General features: G+C 62.3%; 19 protein-coding genes. 14 read left to right on the top strand and 5 right to left on the bottom strand.

The features are described from left to right. The first annotated feature begins 194 nt into the window (after positions 1-194). A complete protein-coding gene (fdxA, locus tag BN1121_RS09525; protein ID WP_005356923.1) occupies positions 195-518 on the top strand; it encodes a ferredoxin FdxA in 324 nt (107 codons plus the stop codon). Positions 519-584: 66 nt separating this feature from the next. Here the strand turns inward: fdxA and BN1121_RS09520 are convergent, their stop codons facing one another. The 4 genes from BN1121_RS09520 to BN1121_RS09505 all read right to left on the bottom strand — a co-directional run bounded on the left by BN1121_RS09520 (position 585) and on the right by BN1121_RS09505 (position 5,728). Next, entirely contained in the window at positions 585-1,319 is a 735-nt protein-coding gene (locus tag BN1121_RS09520) for an RNA methyltransferase (protein ID WP_005356921.1), read from the bottom strand. A 61-nt stretch (positions 1,320-1,380) separates the two neighbouring features. Further along, complete coding sequence (locus tag BN1121_RS09515; protein WP_082038237.1) at positions 1,381-3,117, bottom strand: ABC transporter substrate-binding protein; 1,737 nt, start codon at positions 3,115-3,117, stop codon at positions 1,381-1,383. 277 nt (positions 3,118-3,394) lie between these two features. Continuing rightward, complete coding sequence (locus BN1121_RS09510) at positions 3,395-4,318, bottom strand: Gfo/Idh/MocA family protein (protein WP_005356916.1); 924 nt, start codon at positions 4,316-4,318, stop codon at positions 3,395-3,397. A 132-nt stretch (positions 4,319-4,450) separates the two neighbouring features. After that, positions 4,451-5,728 (bottom strand): NAD(P)/FAD-dependent oxidoreductase, encoded by a 1,278-nt coding sequence (locus BN1121_RS09505; protein WP_005356914.1) that lies wholly within the window; start codon positions 5,726-5,728, stop codon positions 4,451-4,453. A 235-nt stretch (positions 5,729-5,963) separates the two neighbouring features. Here BN1121_RS09505 and BN1121_RS09500 point away from each other — a divergent pair, with 235 nt between their 5' ends. From BN1121_RS09500 to BN1121_RS09440, 13 genes are all read left to right on the top strand, one after another. Further along, complete coding sequence (locus BN1121_RS09500; protein WP_043157886.1) at positions 5,964-7,352, top strand: glutamine synthetase family protein; 1,389 nt, start codon at positions 5,964-5,966, stop codon at positions 7,350-7,352. 7 nt (positions 7,353-7,359) lie between these two features. Next, positions 7,360-8,808, top strand: a complete 1,449-nt coding sequence (locus tag BN1121_RS09495; RefSeq protein ID WP_005356907.1) for an NAD-dependent succinate-semialdehyde dehydrogenase — start codon at positions 7,360-7,362, stop codon at positions 8,806-8,808. A 48-nt stretch (positions 8,809-8,856) separates the two neighbouring features. Next, positions 8,857-10,143, top strand: a complete 1,287-nt coding sequence (gene gabT, locus BN1121_RS09490) for a 4-aminobutyrate--2-oxoglutarate transaminase (protein WP_005356906.1) — start codon at positions 8,857-8,859, stop codon at positions 10,141-10,143. A 365-nt stretch (positions 10,144-10,508) separates the two neighbouring features. Next, positions 10,509-11,858, top strand: a complete 1,350-nt coding sequence (locus BN1121_RS09485; protein ID WP_005356904.1) for an APC family permease — start codon at positions 10,509-10,511, stop codon at positions 11,856-11,858. A 251-nt stretch (positions 11,859-12,109) separates the two neighbouring features. After that, complete coding sequence (locus BN1121_RS20265) at positions 12,110-12,241, top strand: hypothetical protein (protein ID WP_268744125.1); 132 nt, start codon at positions 12,110-12,112, stop codon at positions 12,239-12,241. Beyond that, the gene (locus BN1121_RS09480) at positions 12,241-13,587 is read left to right on the top strand and encodes an APC family permease (RefSeq protein ID WP_005356901.1); all 1,347 of its coding nucleotides are present in this window, start codon (positions 12,241-12,243) and stop codon (positions 13,585-13,587) included. The genes BN1121_RS20265 and BN1121_RS09480 overlap by 1 nt, the downstream gene beginning before the upstream one ends. Before the next feature lie 282 nt (positions 13,588-13,869). Further along, a complete protein-coding gene (locus tag BN1121_RS09475) occupies positions 13,870-14,199 on the top strand; it encodes a hypothetical protein (RefSeq protein ID WP_005356900.1) in 330 nt (109 codons plus the stop codon). A gap of 258 nt (positions 14,200-14,457) precedes the next feature. Further along, positions 14,458-15,594 carry a Na/Pi symporter gene (locus BN1121_RS09470; protein WP_005356898.1) on the top strand — a complete coding sequence of 379 codons (1,137 nt, stop codon included), beginning with the start codon at positions 14,458-14,460 and terminating at the stop codon, positions 15,592-15,594. Between the two features lie 140 nt (positions 15,595-15,734). Beyond that, positions 15,735-16,889 (top strand): sodium dependent phosphate pump, encoded by a 1,155-nt coding sequence (locus BN1121_RS09465; protein WP_005356896.1) that lies wholly within the window; start codon positions 15,735-15,737, stop codon positions 16,887-16,889. Positions 16,890-17,052: 163 nt separating this feature from the next. Further along, a complete protein-coding gene (locus tag BN1121_RS09460) occupies positions 17,053-19,143 on the top strand; it encodes a hypothetical protein (RefSeq protein WP_005356895.1) in 2,091 nt (696 codons plus the stop codon). Between the two features lie 872 nt (positions 19,144-20,015). Next, the gene (locus BN1121_RS09450; RefSeq protein WP_005363742.1) at positions 20,016-20,429 is read left to right on the top strand and encodes a GNAT family N-acetyltransferase; all 414 of its coding nucleotides are present in this window, start codon (positions 20,016-20,018) and stop codon (positions 20,427-20,429) included. Positions 20,430-20,720: 291 nt separating this feature from the next. Then, positions 20,721-21,578: an oxidoreductase gene (locus tag BN1121_RS09445; RefSeq protein ID WP_005363744.1), complete on the top strand. Its 858-nt coding sequence runs from the start codon at positions 20,721-20,723 to the stop codon at positions 21,576-21,578. Then, positions 21,556-22,485 carry a helix-turn-helix domain-containing protein gene (locus BN1121_RS09440; RefSeq protein ID WP_005363746.1) on the top strand — a complete coding sequence of 310 codons (930 nt, stop codon included), beginning with the start codon at positions 21,556-21,558 and terminating at the stop codon, positions 22,483-22,485. The genes BN1121_RS09445 and BN1121_RS09440 overlap by 23 nt, the downstream gene beginning before the upstream one ends. 42 nt (positions 22,486-22,527) lie before the next feature. On the opposite strand, the gene BN1121_RS09435 is transcribed toward BN1121_RS09440, so the two are convergent. Next, positions 22,528-22,824, bottom strand: a complete 297-nt coding sequence (locus BN1121_RS09435; RefSeq protein WP_005363748.1) for a YciI family protein — start codon at positions 22,822-22,824, stop codon at positions 22,528-22,530. Positions 22,825-23,086 lie beyond the last annotated feature (262 nt).

Below are 23,086 nucleotides of genomic sequence, written 5' to 3'. Positions count from 1 at the left end.
GAGGCAGACACGCCCGCCGGCAGGGGGCCAATCCCTGGCCTGTCTGCACACCCGCGACCGGAAACCGGCTCCCGGAGGCTACACTTGCCAAGGCTTTGGTTGAATTTTAGCGGCCGCTCAGTATCATCCCCGTTCTCCATTTTTGCGTGTACTTCGCGTGTGCGCTGCGGCTAACCAGAATAGAGCGAAGAGTCATGGCGTTTGTCGTCACCGAGAACTGTATCCAGTGTAAATACACCGACTGTGTGGCGGTCTGCCCGGCCGATGCATTCCATGAGGGACCGAACTTCATGGTGATCAACCCGGTCGAGTGCATCGACTGCGGTCTGTGTGTGCCGGAATGCACGGCCCAGGCCATCTTCCAGGAAGACGAGCTGGTGGGCGACGATCGCCTCTTTATCGAACTCAACGCCGAGCTCTCGGAGCTGTGGCCCAACCTGACCGAGGTCAAGCCGGCGATGGACGAGGCCGAGCGCTGGGACGGGGTGCCGGGCAAGATCGGCATGCTCAAGCAGTAAGCGCTGCGAGCTCACAAAAAAAAAGCGTCGGCAGAACCGACGCTTTTTTTATCCCTGAGGCACTCGTCAGCCATGCTGGCGGCGCATGTTATCGAGGATGATGCCGGTTGCCATGGCGACGTTGAGCGACTCGGCGCCGCCAAAGGCGGGAATGGTGATCTTGTCGGTCACACAGCGGGCGGCCTGCTCGCGAATGCCGTGGGATTCACTCCCCATCAGCAGGATCCCTTCGGCCTGGAAGGCGGTGCGATGGATGCTCTCCCCTTCCAGGAAGGCGCCATAGACGGGCAGACCCGCCTTAGCCAGATAGTCGGGCAAGTCGACCTGGCTCACCTGCACCCGGCCAAAGCTGCCCATGGTGGCGCTGATGGTCTTGGGGTTGTAGGGATCGGCGCTGTCCTGGCTGGCGACGATATGCTGGATGCCATACCAGTCGGCCAGGCGAATGATGGTGCCGAGATTGCCAGGATCGGAGACCCCGTCGAGGGCAATCATCAGCCCCCGGGCCTTGGGCACCGCCACCTCGGGAATGGCCACTACGGCGATCGCCGCATTGTTGCTGACCAGGGTGCTGGCCTTGGTGAGATCCTCAAGGTCGGCGTCGATGCACTCGTAGCGGCGCAAGGCCTCACCATGCTGGGCGAGAAACTCGGGGGTGGCGAAGATCTGTTTGACCACCAGGTCGCTGTTGGCCAGCTCCAGAACGTTCTTCTCACCCTGAACCAGAAAGAGGCCGAGCGCCTTGCGCTGTTTCTTCTGCCCTAACGCGCGCAGCAATTTGAGTTGGTTCTTCGAAATCATGGTGTCGTCCCGGATAAAAGCGCGCCGATTATAGAACAAAGCCCAGGTGAACTAAAGGCGCTCACCCGGCTCCACTGGCCTCTTCATGGGCGCAGATATTGACCCCCAACTCGGGCTCGTCGAGCCAGAGATGTTTGAATGAACAATATCCCTGATGGTTGACCACGACGCCCCGCAAACGCGGATCGAAGATGACATGTTCCTGCAGGCGAAAGAGGGGGAGGTAGCGATATTGGCTACAGAGCTGAGCCTCCTGCTGCAAGAAGAGAGCAAGCCGCTCTTGCGCTCGGCAATGGGCGAGGTGCGAGCGCAGCATCTCGGCCATCTGCCTGTGCGCCATTTGCCCCAGCCCCATGGTGATCCCCGTACTGGCGATGAGTACCTCAAAAAGCCCCCACTCCTCCTGGCTGTCGAGTACCTCGGCCAGTAGCAGCAGATCGGCCTCTTCCAGTGATCCCATATCACAGCCCGATTCTGGCAAGGCCAACCATTCGCAGGCGATCCCCAACCGCGCGAGACTCTGCTCTAGCCAGTGGCGCTGCCGCTGGCAGCGCTCATTATCGGCAGAGGCGATACGAAGCGGTCGGTCCAGGGGCGTCCACGGCAGGAGTTCAGGACTGAGAGGGGGAAGCATATAGCCACTTGGAAAAATGGAGTTGGCCGGCACCATGTCGTGGGTAGTGTGGCGCGCCTGCTCCAGATAGTGCCAAAGGGTCTGACGTCGAGCCTCCGTCTGCCAGAGGGGGCTCAGGTGATGAAAGATGAGATAGAAACAGCCTGCCGTCTCGTGGATCTGGTTGACCGCATCCCCTTGCGGATGCTGACTGGGGTTCGTGTGCAGCCATAGGCTGGGCTGCCTGTGCGAGGGAAGCAGGTGCCAGATCTCTATCTGCTCCAGCTGTGGCAAGAGTCCCCAATAGTGTTCGTGACGCTGCAAGATAAGGTGGTGCTCGCTGCGTTGCTGCAACTTGAAAGGGCCCGTGCCGAAGGGGGTGAAACGCCCCACTCCATCGTGGCTACCCTCGCTGGCGATGATCCGGCTATGGGGATTGGCCAGCAGTGGTAATAAAAAGGGATCGGGGTGGGCCAGACGCACTTCCACTTTTAACGGCGAGAGGGCCCGCACCTCAACGATATGCATATAAAGGGGATAAAAGAGACTCGCAGGATCCCTCAGCCGCTCGAGCGTGCGCACCACATCATCGGCATCCAGCAGGGGGCCATGGTGAAAGCGAACCCCACTGCGCAACCAAAAGTGCCAGCAGAGCCCCTCTTCCCGCTCTTCCCAGTGGTGTGCCAACGCCGGTTGCAGAGTACCGTCGAAGGGGGAGACTTCAAGCAAGCCATCGTAAAGATGCTCGATGATATGCAGCGCACTGCTGCTACTGGTTCGGGCCGTATCCAACTCTATGATGGGACAAGCCATGGGGATGATGATCCCGTCCACACAGCGGCGCTGTTGCACCATCTGGCTCAGCAGGCTGCCAAACTCCGCCCGCGCACCGATCTCCTCGAGCAGGGCCATGGCCAGATCGAGCTGTCCCCTCTGACACGCCTCTTCGGCCTCCTGCATCGTGAGCTGATGGTGACTACGTAGTAACGCGACTCGTGACCTGTTTCCCCTCCCCCGCCCCGGCGACCAACGGATCCACCCTGCGTCGATCAGAGAAGCCAGTACCAACTGGATGTTGCGGCGGGAACAGCTAAAGACCTGCGCCAACTCATCGAGGGTAATCTCCCCCTCTCCTTGTGGACCCAACTTGCGCTCCAGCTGCAACAAACGCCGCCTCTGACTCATCGTCGCCTCTCCGGATTAAAGGTGTAGTTTCTTTTACCACCTCTTCAATTTTACTACACCTTTTTTCCGACCAAGATGCAGGCATCCCATCCAGGAGCGCCATCATGAACGATCATATCTACCCCCACCGCCACTGGCTAAGACCCCGTCATCACCCCTGCACAGTGGTAGACACCGGCAGGCCTCCCCTGACACGCAGGGTGCTGGCAAGGCTCCGTGCTCTCTTCCTCAGGCGCGCCAGACCCGCAGTGCCCGCCTGCTGCCGGCAGCGCCCTCTCTAGCAGGGGGTGTGGAGGTGCTCTGCCCTGACCACCAGCCGCTCGGCCAACCGATGGCTATGCAGGTAGGAGTCGATAAGCCCGGAGTCGGCGACCCCGGCCCCTATCTGGTGATACCAGTGCTCGAGCATGGGGGCGAAGCCGCGCTGGGCCAGCACCGGCTGCCAGTCGCCCGGCTCAAGCCGCTGCACCACCCCGTCACGGGCCAGGGTGCCGCGGGTACAGCTCTCAAGATGCAGCGAGAGATCCTCTCCATAGGCGCTGATGCGCTCCTCGGTGACCCCGGCGCTGCGGTTCATGCTGCCGCCGATGGCGCGCCCGTCGCTCTCCCAACCGACGCTCACCGCGGCCAGCAGGTGTGGGTCCCGGGATGAGGCTCGCAGCACCGTATGAACCTCTCCTTGTGGCACGCCACCGAAGTGACAGAGGGCATCGAGCACATGGATGAAGTCGTCAAAAATAAATTCTCGCGCCAGCCCCGGCAAGGCGTGGCGATGCTTATGCCAGTGCAGCTCGGTCAGCGGCTGACGGCGCGCCGCCTCCATGGCCGGCAGGTAGCGGCGGTTAAAGCCGACGAAGAGGGGGCAGTTGCGGGCCAGGGCCAGTTCGCACAGACGCTCGGCCTGGTCGGCGCTGTCGCACAGGGGCTTGTCCACGAAGGTGGGGATCCCAGCCCCCAGAGCGGCCCTCGCTAGCTCGCCGTGGGCCCGGGTGGCGGCGTGGATCATCACAGCATCGGGACGGGCGGCCAGCAAGGCGTCCAGGTCGGTAAACAGCTCGGGGATACGGTACTGCCGGCCGAGGTGTGCCAGTGTCTCGGGATGACGGGTGCACAGCAGCGGGGTAACCCGAGCGTCGGCGGCGAGCAGGGGCAGGTAGGCCTTCTGGGCAATGTCGCCGAGGCCAATCAAGGCGATACGCATAAGCACTCCGTCTGGGGGGGAACGGGCAGCATAACACGGCCACCTCGGCGCCAGCCCATGCTCTTGGGTCAGGGCGAGCTCACCACAACGAGAGGGGCCACCTTCCGGTGGCCCCTTTAACGCCAGCCTGAACTAGACCCCCAGGCTATCGCGCAGACTGTACCAGACGGCCCCCATGGCGGTGAGGGGGACTCGCAGCAGCCGCCCGCCCGGGAAAGGGTAGTGGGGCAGGCGGGCGAAGGCGTCGAAGCGCTCGGCCTGACCGGCCAGGGCCTCGGCCAGCAGCTTGCCGGCCAGATGGGTACAGGTAACCCCGTGGCCGCTGTAACCCTGCATGTAATAGATGTTGCTGCCGATGCGGCCAAACTGGGGCAGGCGCGACAGGGTCAGCAGGAAGTTACCGGTCCAGGTGTACTCCACCTTGACCCCGGCCAGCTGGGGGAAGGTCTTGAGCAGCTTGGGCATGATGAGGCGCTCGATATCCGCCGGATCGCGCGCCCCATAGACAACACCACCGCCGTAGAGCAGGCGGTGATCCCCTGTGGTGCGATAGTAGTCGAGCAGATAGTTACAATCCTCGACGCAATAGTTCTGGGGCAACAGCTCCCGTGCCTTTTGCTCACCCAGCACCTCGGTCGCCACCACCTGGGTGCCGCAGGGCATCGACTTGGCGGCAAGCTCGGGCACCAGGTTCCCCAGGTAGGCGTTGCCGGCCACGACCACGAAACGGGCCTTGACCGTCCCCTTGGCCGTCTTCACCTGCACTCGCTCCCCCGGCACTATGTCGGTCACCGGGGATTGCTCGAAGATGCGTCCTCCCAGACCTCGGATCGCCTCGGCTTCGCCGAGGGCCAGGTTGAGGGGGTGGATGTGACCACCTCGTTTGTCGAGCACCCCCCCCACATAGCGATCGCTCTGCACCACCCGGCGCAGGCTCTCCTTATCCAGGAGCTCCATCTGATCGTTGCCCCAACGCTCCCAGCGCGCCTTCTGCGCCTTGAGCTCGTGCAGCTGCTTCTCGGTGTCGGCGGCAAACACCCCACCCTGACGAAAGTCGCACTGGATCTGATAGCGCTCGATCCGCTCGCGGATGATATCCCCCCCCTCGAACAGCATGTTACCGAGCAGACGGGCCTGATCCGGCGGGCAGTTACGCTCGATGGTGTCGATGTCGCGACTGTAGGAGTTGACTATCTGGCCCCCGTTGCGCCCGCTGGCACCAAAGCCGATGCGGGCCGCCTCCAGCAGCACCACCTGATAACCCCGCTCGGCCAGGTGCAGGGCGCTGGAGAGACCGGTGTAGCCCCCCCCTACCACACAGACATCGCACTCCTGATCGCCGCTCAGGGTGGGCCAGGGCGCATGGGGATTGGCGCTGGCCGCATAGAAGCTCTTCACATGTTCGGTCATATCCCTTGTCCTTGCGGGCCGAGCCTGCGGCCCTTGTTCGCTATATCCAACGAGCCGAATGTTCAGTATTCTGCACACCCTCGGCAGAGTACTACCCACTCAGGGCCCCCGAATAGGCCCATTTCTAGCATGCAGCCTCCCAGCATTTCAAATATATTTAACACTTGCAAAACATTTGACCCCATCTTAAGGTCAAGTCGTGCTCATTATTTTTGACAGTCGACGAAGGTGACCTATGACAGACACGACCAGGGACGGCGTGCGAAGTCCGTTCATGGAAGAGGCGATCGCCTTCTTCCAGCACAACCCGGATCTGCAATATATGGATATGCTGCTCCCCGATATGAACGGCATACTCCGCGGCAAGCGCATTCCCATTGGTTCCCTGGAAAAACTCGAGAAGGGTTGCTACTTCCCCGTCTCGGTGTTTGCCCTGGATATCAACGGCAATACGGTTGAAGAGGCGGGGCTTGGCCAGGACCTGGGCGAGCCCGACCACCGCTGCGTGCCCATTTCCGGCACCCTGATGCCGGCGGCGAGCGACCCGGAGCGGGTCGGCCAGATGCTGCTGACCATGCTCGATGACGACGAAACCCCCTTGGCCATCGAGCCACGTAACATCCTTAAGCGCCAGTGGGAGGCCCTCAAGGCCCACGGTATCTATCCCGTGGTAGCGGTGGAGCTGGAGTTTTACCTCATCGATCGCGAGCGGGACGAGGATGGCCGCATCCAGCCCCCCTGCTCACCGGTGACCCAGCGCCGGGACATTGGCGCCCAGGTCTACTCGGTAGACAACTTAAACGACTTCGACGACTTCCTGCAGGAGGTCAACTCGGTGGCCGAGCAGCAGGGGCTGCCCCTCGACGGCGCCGTGGCCGAGGCGGCCCCGGGCCAGTTCGAGATTAACCTGCGCCACACCGACGACGTGCTGGCCGCCTGCGATCAGGCGCTGGCCCTCAAGCGTCTCATCCACGGGGTGGCCGAGCGCCACGAGATGGAAGCCACCTTCATGGCCAAGCCCTACCCGGATCAGGCGGGCAGCGGCATGCACATCCACATCAGCATCGTCGACGAGCAGGGCAACAACCTCTTCTCCGACGCCGAGGGGGACGACTCGCCCCTGCTGCTCCATGCGGTGGCGGGCATGATAGACCTGCTCCCCTCCTCCATCGCCCTGCTCGCCCCCAACGTCAACTCCTATCGACGCTTCCAGCCTGGCATGTATGTGCCCCTACACGCCTCCTGGGGCCACAACAACCGCACCGTGGCCCTGCGCATCCCGTGCGGCGATCGTCAGGACAGGCGCATCGAGCACAGGGTGGCCGGCGCCGATGCCAACCCCTATCTGGTGGTGGCCACAGTGCTGGCTGCCCTGCAACACGGCCTCGATAACCGGCTGCAGCCGCCGCCCCCCGTGGTGGGCAACGGCCTCATCGTCGAGGGCGACAGCTTCCCCTTTCGCATGAGCGATGCCCTGACCGCCTTCGCGGAGTGCGACGTGCTCAAGCGCTATCTGGGGGAGGAGTTCTGCCACATCTATTACGTCTGCAAGAATGACGAGCTGCTCCAGTTCGAGCGCCACGTCACCGAACTCGAGCTCAACTGGATTTTGAAAACCACCTGAGGTCCCCATGTCCCAGTCACTCATCAAGTCCCAGGCCTTTATCGACGGCCGCTGGTGCCCGGCTGCCAGCGGCCGCACCCTGGATGTCTTCAACCCGGCCAGCGGCACCGTCATCACCCAGGTGCCCGACATGAACGGTGAGGATACCCGCCGCGCCATCGAGGCAGCCCACCGGGCCCAGGGGCCCTGGGCGGCCCTCACCGCCAAGGAGCGAGGCAACCGGCTACAGGCCTGGTTTCAGGCCATCACAGAAAGCACCGAGGAGCTGGCCCGCATCATGACCTGCGAGCAGGGCAAGCCGCTGGCCGAGGCGCGTGGCGAGGTGGCCTACGGCGCCAGCTTCATCCAGTGGTTCGCCGAGGAGGCCAAGCGCGCCTATGGCCGCACCATTCCGGGCTTTAGCACGGATCGGCGTCTGGCCACCATCAAGCAGCCGGTCGGCGTGGTCGCCGCCATCACTCCCTGGAACTTCCCCATCGCCATGATCACCCGCAAGGCCGGTCCGGCCCTGGCCGCCGGCTGCACCATAGTGATCAAGCCGGCCGCCGAGACCCCCCTGTGCGCCCTGGCGCTGGCGGCCCTGGCCGAGCAGGCCGGCATACCCGCCGGGGTTATCAACATCGTCACCTCGGGTCATGCCAGCGAGGTGGGGGGCGAGCTCACCGCCAACCCCCTGGTGCGCAAGCTCTCTTTCACCGGCTCCACCCGCATCGGCAAGCAGCTGATGCGCCAGTGCGCCGACACCATGAAGCGCCTCTCTCTGGAGCTGGGTGGCAACGCCCCCTTCATCGTCTTCGATGATGCCGACCTCGACGCCGCCGTCGCCGGCGCCATCGCCTCCAAATTCCGCAACGCCGGCCAGACCTGCGTCTGCGCCAACCGCATCCTGGTCCAGGCCGGGGTGCACGATCAGTTTGTCGAGCGCTTCCAGGCCGCCATCGCCGCCCTCAAGGTGGGCGATGGCCTGGCCGATGGCACCCAGATAGGCCCCCTCATCAACCCGGCCGCCCTCAACAAGGTCGAGAGCCTGGTCGCCTCGGCACGGGACGCCGGAGCCAACCTCATCTGTGGCGGCGCTCGCCACGACGCAGGCTCGCTCTTCTATGCCCCGACCCTGCTGACCGGGGTGCAACCGGGCAACCCCATCCTCGATGAGGAGATCTTCGGCCCGGTCGCGCCCGTGGTGCGCTTCGAGCGCGAAGAGGAGGCCATTGCCCTGGCCAACGACACCCCCTATGGCCTGGCCTGCTACTTCTATGGCCGCGACATCGCCCGAGTCTGGCGGGTGGCCGAGCGACTCGAATACGGCATGGTCGGGATCAATGAGGGGATCATCTCCACCGAGCTGGCCCCCTTCGGCGGCATCAAGGAGTCGGGCCTTGGCCGCGAAGGGGCGGCCGAGGGGCTCGAGGAGTATCTGGAAACCAAATATCTCTGCTTTGGCGGCATCCGCTAATTCACCACTTAGATGGCGGGGGCGAGCGCCCCCGCGGAGGGAGGAGTCATGAGTCAATCGAGCAACCAGCAGTGGCAGGCCCGCCGTGAGGCCGCCGTGGTACAGGGCGTGGGTACCCTGCTGCCCGCCTTTATCGAGCGCGCCAGCAACGCCGAGCTGTGGGATGTGGAGGGCAAGCGCTATATCGACTTCGCCTCCGGCATCGCCGTGCTCAACACGGGCCACAACCACCCCAAGGTGATCGCCGCGGTGCGCGACCAGCTGGAGAAATTCAGCCACACCTGCTTCCAGGTCACCCCCTATCCCGGCTATATCGAGCTCGCCGAACGCCTCAACGCCCTGGTGCCTGGCCCCACCCCCAAGCGGACCCTGTTTCTCTCGACCGGGGCCGAGGCGGTGGAGAACGCCATCAAGATCGCCCGCGCCCACACCGGCCGCCCCGGCGTCATCGCCTTCAAGGGGGGCTTTCACGGCCGCACCATGATGGGCATGGCCCTCACCGGCAAGGTGGTCCCCTACAAGGTCGGCTTTGGCCCCTTCCCCGGTGAGGTCTATCACCTCCCCTTCCCGGCCGACTATCTGGGCGTGAGCGAGGAGAGCACCCTCACCGCCCTCGAGGCCCTGTTCGCCGCCGACATCGAGCCGGCCCGGGTCGCCGCCATCATCATAGAGCCGGTGCAGGGCGAGGGGGGCTTCTATCCCGCCGCACCGAGCTTCTTGCAGGCCCTGCGCCGGGTCTGCGACCAGCACGGCATCCTGCTCGTCTGCGACGAGATCCAGACCGGTTTCTGCCGTACCGGCAAGACCTTCGCGACCGAGTACAGCGGCATAGAGCCGGACATCATGACCCTGGCCAAGAGCCTGGCCGGCGGCTTTCCCCTCTCGGCCGTGGTGGGCAAGAGCGACATCATGAATGCCGCCAAGCCGGGCGGCCTCGGCGGCACCTATGCCGGCTCCCCCATCGCCTGCGCCGCCGCCCTGGCCGTGCTCGACGTGATCGAGGAGGAGCAGCTCAACCAGAAGGCCCAGGCTCAGGGCGAGCTCATCAAGCGCCACCTGCATCGCATAGCCGAGCGTTTCGACTGCATAGGTCAAATTCGCGGCCCCGGCGCCATGGTGGCCATGGAGCTGGTGAAAAACGGGGATGCCGGCCAGCCGGATCCCGATCTCACCAAGCGGCTGGTGGCCGAGGCCGGCAAGCGCGGCCTCATCCTGCTTTCATGCGGGGTTCGCGCGAATGTTATCCGTTTTCTGGCCCCCCTGACGGCCCCTGTCGCACTGCTGGAAGAGGGGCTGGCCATCCTGGAAAAATCCCTGGAGGCCGCGCTGGCCTGACCAGCGTGAAAGTGACCGCTCACCATTGCAAAAAAATGCATTTTCGCCCCCTTTTGTGCTTGTCAAGGGGGCATCGTGAATGCACAATGCGCCGCCGCTGAAAGAGCCGGTGTCGAGTCGAACACCGGTTCTTTTTTTTACAGCGCACAAATCCATAACGAGGCCGGAGCAAACCGGAAAAGATAGCGAGATTGGCAGCAATCTCACGACACCCGCTTTTTAGTGAGGAACACCATGGGGCATATCATTGCTTTCCTGCCGGCGCACGCCGGTTTGCGCCACCCTGGCGCCCCCGATGCCGAGACCCGCGTCCCGGTGATGTCTGAGAAAGGTTCAGTGCGGACCCTTCGCGAGGAGAAAGCATGATGGCGACCCAACAGGTCGGTCTGAAGAAGACCCTCAAGCTGTGGCATGTGGTGATCATGGGCCTCGCCTATCTGACCCCCATGGCCGTCTTCGATACCTTCGGCATCGTCACCGAGATCACCGAGGGGCACGTTCCCACCGCCTATCTGTTTGCCCTGATCGGTATGTTGTTCACCGCCCTGAGCTACGGCCACCTGGTGCGCAAGTTTCCGTCGGCAGGCTCTGCCTATACCTACGCCCAGAAGGTATTCCACCCCTATGTGGGCTTTCTGGTGGGCTGGGTCTCCCTGCTCGATTACATGTTCATGCCGATGATCAACATGCTGCTGGCCAAGATCTACCTGGAGGCGCTCTTCCCCGGCGTTGAGCCCTGGACCTATATCTTCGCCCTCGCCGCCGTGATGACAGTGCTCAACCTGCGCGGCATCAAGCTGGTAGCCAACTTCAACAGCCTGATCGTCATCATGCAGTTCAGCATCATCGCCGTCTTCATCGGTCTCATCGCCTGGGGCGTTTACAACGGCGAGGGGCTTGGCACCGTCACCAGCAGCCGTCCCTTCTTCTCCGAGCAGATGCACATCAGCCCGCTGCTGACCGGCGCCTCCATCCTCTGCCTCTCCTTCCTCGGGTTTGATGCCATCAGCACCCTCTCCGAAGAGACCCCGGATGCGGACCGGGTGATCCCGCGCGCCATCGTGCTCACCGCGCTCATCGGCGGCGTGCTGTTTGTCACCACCTCCTACTTCCTGCAGCTGTTCTTCCCGGATATCTCCCGCTTCCAGCAGCCGGATGCGGTGTTGCCGGAGATCGCCCTCTACGTGGGTGGCACCTTCTTCCAGGCAGTGGTACTGGTCTGCACCACGGTGGCGGTGCTCGCCTCCGGGCTCGCCTCCCACGCCGGTGTTTCTCGCCTGCTCTATGTGATGGGTCGTGACCGCGCCCTGCCGCGCCGCTTCTTCTCCTACGTCCACCCCAAGTGGCAGACGCCGGCCTGCAACGTGTTGCTGGTGGGGGTGCTCGCCCTCTCCGCCGTGTCGTTCGATCTGGAGATCGCGTTGGCCCTCATCAACTTCGGCGCCCTGGTGGCCTTCACCTTCGTCAACCTGGCGGTGATTGCCCACTTCTATGTGAAGCTGGGCCGCAACAAGACGATGAAAGACCATCTGACCTACCTGCTGCTGCCCCTGTGCGGTGCCGCCTGCATCGGGGTGCTCTGGCTCAACCTGGAGCCCGCCTCCTTCGAACTGGGGCTGATCTGGGCCGCCCTCGGCGTCATCTATCTCTTCCTGCGCCTGGCGGTGTTCCGCATCCCGTTCCGGGTTCGCGACGAGGCCGAACCGGCGCAATAAGCCCATCACGAGGAGCCCGCGGGCTCCTTGTTGTTTTCCCCCTCCGGAAGACGATAAAAATGTGATTTGGCGCCCGTTTTTTCTTGTCTGTCCCCAGCCGCAAATGCACAATATGCGCCCCATCGAAGGACCGATGCCCCACCGGCATCGGTTTTTCTTTTGCGGGACCAAAACCACCACACAAGAGGCCGGACAGATTCCGGAAGTGATATCGAGATTGGCTACAATCTCCCGTTGTAGATGAGGAAAACATGGGGCGTTTTACTGCTTTTGTGCCGGAATGTGCCGGCCTGCGCCACCCCGGCGCTCACGATCTCCAGGCGGCCACCTGCCGCGCCGGTTTCATCTCCCTGACAGGAGAGAGCACGGAGGAGACCCGATAATGGCTGCACAAGGCGCCAAGCTGCTCAAGACCCTGACCCTGATCCAGGTGATCGTCATGGGTCTGGCCTATCTGACCCCCATGGCCGTGTTCGATACCTTTGCCATCGTCGGCGAGATCACCGACGGTCGCGTCGCCACCGCCTATCTGTTGGCGCTGGGCGGCATCCTGCTCACCGCCTTCAGCTATGGCCACCTGGTGCGCCGCTTCCCGTCGGCGGGCTCTGCCTACACCTATGCCCAGAAGGTGTTCAACCCCTATATCGGCTTCATGGTCGGCTGGTCTTCCCTGCTCGACTACATGTTCATGCCGATGATCAACATCCTGTTGGCCAAGATCTATCTGACCGCCATGTTCCCCGGTGTCGAGCCCTGGATCTTCATCTTCGGCCTGGTGACCGTGATGACCTTCCTCAACCTGCGCGGCATCAACCTGGTGGCCAACTTCAACGGCGCCATCGTCGTTATCCAGCTCGCCATCATCATCACCTTCCTCGGCCTCATCGCCTGGGGCCTGAGCCAGGGTGAGGGTGCCGGCACCCTGATGAGCACCCGGCCGTTCCACGTCGAGTCTGCCAGCATGCTGCCGCTGTTCACCGGCGCCACCATCCTCTGCTTCTCCTTCCTCGGCTTCGACGGCCTGAGTTCGCTCAGTGAAGAGACCCCGAACGCCGGCAAGGTGATCCCCAAGGCGATCGTGCTGACGGCCCTCATCGGTGGGGTCATCTTCGTGGTGGTCTCCTACAGTCTGCAGCTCTACTTCCCGGATCTGGCCCGCTTCAAGGAGCCGGACGCCGTGCTGCCCGAGATCGCCCTCTACGTGGGCGGCACCCTGTTCCAGAGCATAGTGCTGGTGTGCACCACGGTCGCCGTGCTGGCCTCCGGCATGGCGGCCCATGCCGGCGTCTCGCGCATCCTCTATGTGATGGGGCGCGATCGCATGCTGCCCGAGCGGGTGTTTGGCTACATCCACCCCACATATCGCACCCCGGCCATCAACGTGCTGATGGTGGGGGCCCTGGCCCTCTCCGCGGTGTCGTTCGATCTGGACATGGCCCTGGCGCTGGTGAACTTCGGTGCCCTGGTGGCCTTCACCTTCGTCAACCTGTCGGTGATCGGTCAGTTCTGGGTGCGCGAGAAGCGCAACAAGAGCCTGAAAGATCACCTGCTCTACCTGCTGTTGCCCCTGCTCGGCGCCGCCACCATAGGTGCGCTCTGGATCAACCTGGAGCAGAGCTCACTCGAGTTGGGGCTGATCTGGGCCGGCATTGGTGCCACCTATCTGTTCCTGCGTCTGGCGGTGTTCCGTATCCCGTTCCGCCAGTACGAAGAGGCAGATGCCCAGTAAGGGGCCGAACTCACTGATACAACAACGGCGACCCTCTGGTCGCCGTTGTTGTAAAGCCTGCAGCCATCTCACGAATCGAGTGAAAGGCATCACGATCGCCACCAGCTCTTCCCACCCCCCATCGCGGTCAGATTGCCCCACATCCCCTTTTTCATAAAAAAACGATGCCTGATGACATAGTTACTCGGCCTGAATTGCTATCTTGCGCCCCTTTCTGGCTCTGGCCCCAAGCGCCGATCCCACATCGGCGGGCCAACCTCCGTTAGATACAGGCTAGTTATCATGATTGTTTTTACCGCAGACTCCACACGCCACATCATCAAACTGCTGGATACCGGCTATGGATCGCCTGTCGATTTTCTCTTTTTCAACGACGGCACCCTTATTCGCAAGGTCATTGAGATCACGCGCGTCAGTGAAGACTTCGACGTCAACGGCATGACGATGGCCGTGCCGCTGGGTTACCACCTAAGGCTCGAGGATGGCAACACGCTGGGACTCTCGCTCGGTAACAGCGAAATGCTTCAGGTGGCGACGACACCGCAGAGCCAAGATGAACCCGGTTCGCTCAAGTCCTGGATTGAGGCTGGGGTGCAGCACTATCACTTCTGAGTGCAGGGTCCTCATGTCAGAGGAAAGATACCCCACCAGAGAGCGCCAATGACGAGAGGGAGAGCCGCTCCCTCTCACCGCACTGGGTGACGGCAGCCCCAGTGGTCGACAGCTGCCACTTGGCGGCGGTCCTGACAGGCCACCCGAGACCGTCATCGAAACATCATCAAAACGTCAAAATGTAATAAAAGCGTCATAAATCACTGCTGTAATGCGCGCGATCTCAGCAACCACGGCAATTTTGCCACCCGAGGCACTATGCACAACGCGCACTCCAGCACCCTGACCCGACTCTTCAACTGGGCCACCATCATCGGCCTTATCTACCTCATCCTGGTGGCAGTCGCGGCCGTCTCTGCGGGCTTCAAGGGCTTCTCCGGCGGCGCCGAGGGAGCTGCCCAGATCTTTGCCTTCGCCAGCAACCCCTTCGTTGCCCTGCTGCTCGGCATTCTCTCGACCGCGCTGGTGCAATCCTCCAGCACGGTGACCTCGGTCATCGTCGGCCTGGTCGCCGGCGGCCTGCCCATGACCATGGCGATCCCCATGGTGCTCGGCGCCAACCTCGGCACCACCATCACCAACACCATCGTCTCCCTGGGACATATCAGAAACCGCGAGGAGTTTCGCCGCGCCTTCGCCGCCGCCACCGTGCACGACTTCTTCAACCTGATGGCGGTGGCCATCTTCATGCCGCTGGAGCTGATGTTTGGCGTGCTGTCGCGCAGCGCCGAGACTCTCGCCAACCTGCTGGTCGGCGGCAACAACCTCTCCATGCAGGGTGTGGACTTCATGAAGCCGCTGACCGAGCCGGCCATGACGGTGATCCACGCCGCCACCGCCTTCCTGCCCGGCAAGGGGCCAGCCATTGCCACCATCGCCATCGGGATTGCGCTCATCCTCATCTGCGTGACCTGGCTCGGCAAGGTACTCAAGTCCGTGCTGGTCGGCAGCGCCAAGGAGATGCTGCACAAGGCCCTGGGCCGTGGCCCGCTCACCGGCATCGCCTCCGGTACCCTGGTGACCGTCATGGTGCAATCCTCCTCTACCACCACCAGCCTGCTCATCCCGCTGGCGGGCGGTGGCATCTTCACCACCCGTCAGCTCTACCCCTTCACCCTGGGGGCCAACATAGGCACCACCATCACGGCCCTGCTGGCCGCCACCGCACTGAGTGGTGAAGGCGCCCACCTGGGCCTGACCGTGGCCCTGGTGCACGTGCTGTTCAACGTCTTCGGCGTCACCCTGATCTTCGGTCTGCCGTTCCTGCGCGATCTGCCGGTGCGGGCGGCCGAGAAGCTGGCCGAGGTCGGCAGCGAGAACAAGCTGCTCGCCTTCGGCTATGTGCTGGGTCTCTTCTTCGCCCTGCCCGGTTTGATGATGGTTATCGCCAAGTGAACCCCATTGAGGGCGCCCCATGGCGCCCTCTGTCATCGAAGCATCATAAAAACGTCACAGTGTAATAAAAGCGTCATAAATCGCTGCTGTAATGCGCCCGATCTTAGCTACCTGACGGCGCGACCGTCCCACGAGGCTTCATGCACAGCGAACACACCCAGTCCCAAGTCCAGCACCGTTCCTACGGCCAACTGCTCAACTGGGCCAGCGTCATTGCCCTGGTCTACCTCATCCTGGTCGCCGTCGCCGCCGTCTCCCATGGCTTCAAAGGCTTCTCAGGCGGCGCCGAAGGGGCGGCCCAGATCTTCGCCTTCGCCAGCAACCCCTTCGTAGCCCTGCTGCTCGGCATCCTGGCCACCGCCCTGGTGCAATCCTCCAGCACAGTCACCTCGGTGATCGTCGGCCTGGTGGCCGGTGGCCTGCCCATGACCATGGCGATCCCCATGGTGCTGGGCGCCAACCTCGGCACCACCATCACCAACACCATCGTCTCCATGGGACATGTGCGCCATCGCGAGGAGTTCCGCCGCGCCTTCGCCGCCGCGACGGTGCACGACTTCTTCAACCTGATGGCGGTGGCCATCTTCCTGCCCCTGGAGCTCGCCTTCGGCCTGCTGTCGCGCAGCGCCGAGGCCCTCGCCAACCTGCTGGTGGGCAGCAGTAACCTCTCCATGAAGGGGATGGACTTCATGAAACCCCTGACCGAGCCGGCCATGGATCTCATCGATGCCGTGACCGCCGTGCTGCCCGGCAAGGGGCCGGCGCTGGCCACCATCGCCATCGGTATCCTGCTCATCCTCGGCTGCGTCACCTGGCTCGGCAAGGTGCTGAACTCGGTGCTGGTCGGTCGCGCCAAGGATCTGCTGCACAAGGCCCTGGGCCGTGGCCCCATCGCCGGCATCACCTCCGGCGCCCTGGTGACCATCATGGTGCAGTCCTCCTCCACCACCACCAGCCTGATGATTCCGCTGGCCGGCGGCGGCGTCTTCACCACCCGCCAGCTCTACCCCTTTACCCTGGGCGCCAATATAGGCACCACCATCACGGCCCTGCTGGCGGCGACCGCCATCACGGGTGAGGGCGCCTACCTGGCCCTGACCGTGGCCCTGGTGCACGTGCTGTTCAACGTCTTCGGCGTCCTCTTCATCTATGGCACCCCCTTCCTGCGCGACCTGCCGGTGCGCGCGGCCGAGAAACTGGCCGAGGTCGGCAGCGAGAACAAGCTGCTGGCCATGGGTTATGTGCTGGGGCTCTTCTTCGCCCTGCCGGGCATGATGATGATGCTGGCCAAGTAACCGGCCGGCGGAGGAACCACGGCGACCCCAGGGTCGCCGTTTCCATTTATTTGGGGTGGAGTGAGCAGTCGGTCCGGCGCGGCAACGATTCTTCGACTATGGTTAGTGGGCAGCGCAAAGCTGCTGATTTATATGCACTACCAGATGCAAAGGACGCGACTTCATGACAGAGCATACCGATCACCTGCCCGGCGAAGGCACGGTTGAACCGATCACGGCCGGCAACCGTTATCTCTATTACACGGAAGGGGATCTCGCCCGCATTCTCGATAACCTGGAGCAGCTGCGCCAGACGGTTTTTCCCCCGATACAGAGTGGCGCAGAAGGCACTCACACGCCTCACAGCTTCCCCTCGGTCTGCCTGGTCGGCCTGGGGCGCTGCGGCTCCAACATAGCGCAAGACGTGGCCTCCCTGGTCTACAACGCGCGCAGCTTCTATCTCAACGAATTCAACAGCGAAGAGCAGCGCAAGCGAGAGAAGGAGTTTGGCCCGGTGCGCTGGATCCGGCGCAACCTGCGCCTGCCCCACAACGGTGCCCGCCCGGTCTTTCTGATCGAGCCCATGGTGATGCTGGGGGACCTCGACAAGGACATCGACGGCCGAATTCGCCACTCCAACCGCGGGGGTGAGGGGGGCTTTCTGCGCGATTACGCCAAGATGCAGGTCATGGATCTCTCCGAGATCCATGCGGGGGGAGCCGGTAACGCCCCCATCCTCGGCCAGTACCTGGCCAAGATCATCCTCAACAAGAGCCCGCACTACTTCTCCAACTCCCAGTGGCAGGCCATTCACACCTATCTGGTGGATTCGTGCGGCATCAAGGCGAACCAGTCGCGCCTCTACTTCTACATCTTCAGCGCCGGCGGCGGCACCGGGTCGGGCATGGCCTCCGAGTTCGGGCTGGCCCAGCAATACTCCTACATGAGCAAGACCTTCTCCCCCCCGTCAGAGGAACAAGAGCCCCTCTCCCTCGGGGAGCACTTCATGTTCGACCCCATCTTCACCAGCGGGATCTGCATCCTGCCCAACATCTGCGATCGGGGCATCGAGATCTCCGAGGCGCTGCATATCAACGCCGGGCGCCTGCTGTGCAAGTACCTCTCCGAGGAGTGGGACTTCTCCTATCACTTCGACAACGAGGTGGCGGGGGATGCCACCATGCTGCAACGGATCCGCCCCTGGAACGCCATGATGCTCATCTCCAACGACATCATGCGCTACGCCGAGCAGAGCGATGACGGGGATATCCAGCATGTGGACGTCAACACCATGGAGAAGTACGCCAACCAGTACATCTCCCAGCAGATCTTCAACATACTGACCGCCCAGGCCGTCACCACCGACTACGACGAGAACTACTTCCGCCGCGCCGGCATCGACATCAGCGAGACTATCCGCCTCGATGCCAACGACCTCTTCATGAGCCTGGCCGGGCCGGTCGCCGTCGCCTATGCGGAGTCGGTCTCCCCCGAGGAGGGGCTATTCGACCGGGAAGGTGGGCTGAACGTGGACGATCTCTTCACCCGCTCCATCCAGCTGCCCCACTTCAACAAGACCACCCAGGCCATCGAGGGGATCAGCCTGCTCCCCATCGAGGCGGAGCACTATCAGGAGTATCTGGACGACTATGTGCAAAGCGGCCACAACCCGGCCCGCCTCAACGAGCTGCACTTCTTCAAGAACTGCTCGTCCATCGTCTCGATCATCTCGCTGCCCAAGGAGTACAAGCTCTCCTACGTGGATCTCAACCGGCTCAAGTCTCACCTCAACGGGCTTTTCCCCAACACCACCCTCAAGCGTTACGCCCTGGTGATCGGCGCCTCGGCCAACATCTCTCTGACCACGCTGATCGTCAAGAGCCCCTGCCTGAGCGATGACTTCCTTACCCTGATCGTCGCCTTTATCAAGCGCTGCTTCGCCCGGGATCACTTCCGCTTCGACGATCACCTCGACAAGGCGATCCTCGATCTGATCCAGGACGACCAGTGGAGCGCCGAGACCCTGGACGCCATGCTCAACGAGTTTGAGAACCCGGCCAAGATCCTCGACACCAACTGGTACGCCATCAAACCCATGTATGAGAAGAAGTACCGGGAGCTGATTCGCGAGAAGGAGAAGTATGTCTCCATCAACGACATTCGCCTCAGCCGCGAATGCGTCAAGAAGGCGATCCTCTACCTGCGCGAGATCTATCGCCACAAGGTCAGCAAGACCCGAGTGCTCTCCCTCAACCCGAGAAAGAGCGGCGCCTGAGCGTCGCCTTGCCCCAGGAGGTGCGGTATCGACCGCGCCTTTTTATTTCTGCCTCTTGATACGGCTACGCGGGAGGCGCTCGGCCAAGCTCCTTACCTACGGCAAGCCTCTCGATGCGGCTGCGCCGCATGGGACACGAGGAGTTCCTCCTCGAAGGGTTTCGCCCGCCCACCTGGAGGAGCTCAGTCGAGCTCCTTGCCTACGACGGGCACCCTGCATGCGAGGGCTCTGCCCTCGAAAGGGTTTCGCCCGCCCTACGGGCTGTGGCGAGTGACTTCTTGCTGGCCCAAGAAGTCACCAAGAAGGCCTTCCCCCGCCAATCCGACCGCTGCGCGGCTGCCCTCGGCTCGGTCGCCAGGTCGGACGGACCGCCGCAGATGGGGCATCCATGCCCCGCTGCGGCTGCGCCATCATCCCTGATGGCGCTCCTGACCTTGCGCCCTACCCTCGGCGGATTAGAGGGGGAGCCAATACCCTGCCCCTTCGCAACCTCGGTTGATGCATTCGTGTACATCCCTGTCTCGCGACCTGGCATGATGGCTTCACCTAGGCGAATCAGAGGGGGAGCCAATACCGTGCCCCACTGATACTCTTACCGATACTGGATGCATTGATGTAGCCACTGATCGTCCCTGACCTTGCGCCCTCCCCTCGGCGGATTGAAGGGGGAGCCAATACCCTGCCCCTTCACAACCTCGGTTGATGTATTCGGTGTACATCCCTGTCTCACGACCTGGCCTGATGGCTTCATCTTTGCGAATCAAAGGAGGTGCCAATCTTCGCCCCTTAGCGGCGCGGCCTCCCTCTTGCCTTTTGGTGCAAAGAGTGGGCATATCAGCCCTCTGTTACCCCATCACGGATGAGCCCACATCATGGATATTGACTACCGTATCAACCACCCCGTCACGGCCGAGCAATTTGTCGCCTTGCTCAAACGCACCAGCCTGGGGGCCAGACGCCCCATCGAGAATGCGGCCACCATAGCCGGCATGCTGGAGCACGCCGATCTGCTGGTCACCGCCTGGTCGGGAGAAGAGCTGGTGGGGGTTGCCCGCTCGGTGACGGACTTTCACTACTGCTGCTACCTGTCGGATCTGGCGGTCGCCGATGAGGTGCAGGCCAAGGGCATCGGCAAGGCGCTGATCCGCCACACCCTTGAGGCGCTGCATCAGGGGTGCAAGCTGATCCTGCTCGCCGCCCCACAGGCCACCGGGTATTACCCCAAGCTAGGCTTTAGCGCCCATCCCAGCGCCTGGACTATCGCCAGCGCCGAGGAGTTGGTTTAGCCGATACCAAGGGGGCTTGGCCCCGCAGATCGACACGCGCACCCGCCCCCGAGGTGCAGCCCCAGCCCCCTCACCTGCCCAAGGCAGGGGCTGCTGGTTATTGATACAGCTGTGTCATTCAAGACCAGAAAGGCACCATTAGAGACCCTTCTATGCCAGGGTTGATCCAAGTTTTGGGAAATCGCGTCATTTTTCCCCAATCCGTATAAGTACCCTCTCCTCTGCTTGGGTAACGTGATGACACAGGGTGATGCCGTGAATCACCCGATGAACCAGTTAAGGAACCGAGCGATGAAAAAGGTATGTGTGGTGACGGGCGCCTCTTCCGGTATGGGGAAAGAGGGGGCGCTCAGGCTGCTGAAAGAGGGCTATATCGTGTATGGCCTGGCCAGACGGGTGGCGCAGATGGCCGATCTGGTGCAGGCCGGCGGGTTCGCCATCGAGACCGATATCACCTCGACCGCCTCAATTGAGCGCGCCGTGGCACAGATCATCGCCGAGCAGGGACGCATCGATGTGCTGTGGAATAATGCGGGTTACTCGGTCACGGGTGCGGTGGAGGATGTCTCCGGCGAGGACGCCAAACGCCAGTTTGAGGTCAATCTGTTTGGACTCGCCGAACTGACCAAGGCGGTGCTCCCCACCATGCGCCAGCAAGCAGCGGGCACCATTATCAACACCTCATCGGTAGGCGGAAAGATCTATACCCCTCTCGGCGCCTGGTACCACGCCTCCAAGCATGCGCTGGAAGGGTGGAGTGACTGCCTGCGCCTCGAGCTGAAACCTTTTAATATCCATGTGGTGGTGCTTGAGCCGGGCGGGATCAACTCAGAGTTTGGTGATGTGATGTATCAACCGCTCGTTGAACGCGCCAAGGGCGGGGCATATGAAGCCATATCGGCGGCCGTGGCCAGAACCTACCGGGCGCTGTACAGCAACCCCAAGAGCATGTCATCCCCGGCCATCATAGGTGAACTGGTCGCCAGGATAGTGAATAGCAAGCGGCCCAAGACCCGCTATGTGGCGGGCTACATGAGCCGCACCATCCTGTTTTTAAGGTGCCTGCTCAGCGACCGGGCCTTTGACCAGGTGATCATGAGTACCTACGAGAAAGAGCTGAAGAAACATGAAAGCGCCACGCCTCATTAACTCCATCGCCCAGGTTCATCAGGCATTTGGCCTGGCGCCCCCCCGGCACCCTCTGGTGTCGGTGGTCGGAGTCTTTGACCCGGCACGGCTTGACGAGATCGCCGATACGCCGATCGTCTCCGAGCTCTACTCGATCAGCCTGAAGGTGGGCCTGACGGGCTCCTGCCTCTACGGTCGTAACACCTATGACTATCAAGACGGCACCCTGGTGTTTATTGCCCCCGGCCAGGTCGTGCAATACACGGCGGGGGGAGGTGTGGCGGATCACTCGCAGAGCTGGAACCTGCTGTTTCACCCTGACCTGATCCGCCGCTCGGAGCTGGGCCGCTGCATCGGTGCCTACTCCTTTTTCCATTACGAGGCCAACGAGGCACTGCATGTTTCCGAGGCCGAGAAGGCCTGCCTGAAGGATATTATCGACAAGATAGTGTCGGAATATAGTGCCAATATTGACCGCCACAGCCAGGAGCTGATCGTTTCCAATATCAAGTTACTGCTGGACTATTGCACCCGCTATTACGACCGGCAATTTCATACGCGCACCAATCTGAATAAAGATATCACCAGTGATTTCGAGCAGGTCCTGCATCGATACTATCTGCGCCATCAGCATGAAGAGCATGGCCTGCCCACCGTCGCCTACTGTGGCAAGGAGATGGGCATCTCCCCCTACTACTTGAGCGATCTGCTGAAAAAAGAGACCGGCAGAACCGCATCAGATTATATTCATTTCTTCGTGCTCGAGCGGGCCAAGAACAGCTTGCTCGGTACTCGGCAATCGGTCACCGAGGTGGCCTACAACCTGGGATTTATCTACCCTCAGCACTTCAGCAAGCTGTTCAAATCCAAGGTAGGCGTCAGCCCAAGAGAATACCGAAAACTCGGGCGCGCCGATAAGGACACATAAGAGGCATGCCTGACCAGCCCCTCAGTGGATTGCGGGGGGTGCTTATGGCAAGGCGATGCGAAACGGCCACAGACGCGCCTGCATCACACCGTGCACCACAGCCGGGTCTCCCTCCATCACAGCCCTGGCGGCTGACTCATCGACAGCGTCGAAGATCACCAGGCCGAAGGTGTCGGGCCCCTCGTCCAGTGTCCGTCCGGCCAGCCGTACCACGCCGCGCCGGCACAACGCCTCCAGATAGGTAAAGTGGGCGGCGATATGGGCCGCCTCAGTCGGGGTTGGGCCTGTGACCAGCAGATCGCCCCGGACCGGTGTGAGTCGATATAGGTAGTGCGCCATCGCCATCTCCCAAGAAGTTCGCCAGCCTGATCGGGCTCCCGCTCAACTTAACATGACGGTGCCACATAGAAAGCGATGGGCGTCACCCGCCCTGCGGACTGACCTCTCGATGCGGCTGCGCCGCATAGGGGTAGGGTGCAATAAGTGCGGCCCATGGCACCGGATGAGTGAGGAGCGAGGGCTTTGCCCTCGAAAGGGTTTCGCCCGCCCTTCGGGCTGTGGCGAGTGACTTTTCTTTGCGTGGCCAAAGAAAAGTCACCAA

Origin of the sequence: Aeromonas diversa CDC 2478-85 (genome assembly GCF_000819805.1) — a bacterium.
Lineage (GTDB): Bacteria > Pseudomonadota > Gammaproteobacteria > Enterobacterales > Aeromonadaceae > Aeromonas > Aeromonas diversa.
The sequence above is the reverse complement of the archived record's forward strand: the minus strand, read 5'-3'. Positions and strand labels throughout refer to the sequence as shown.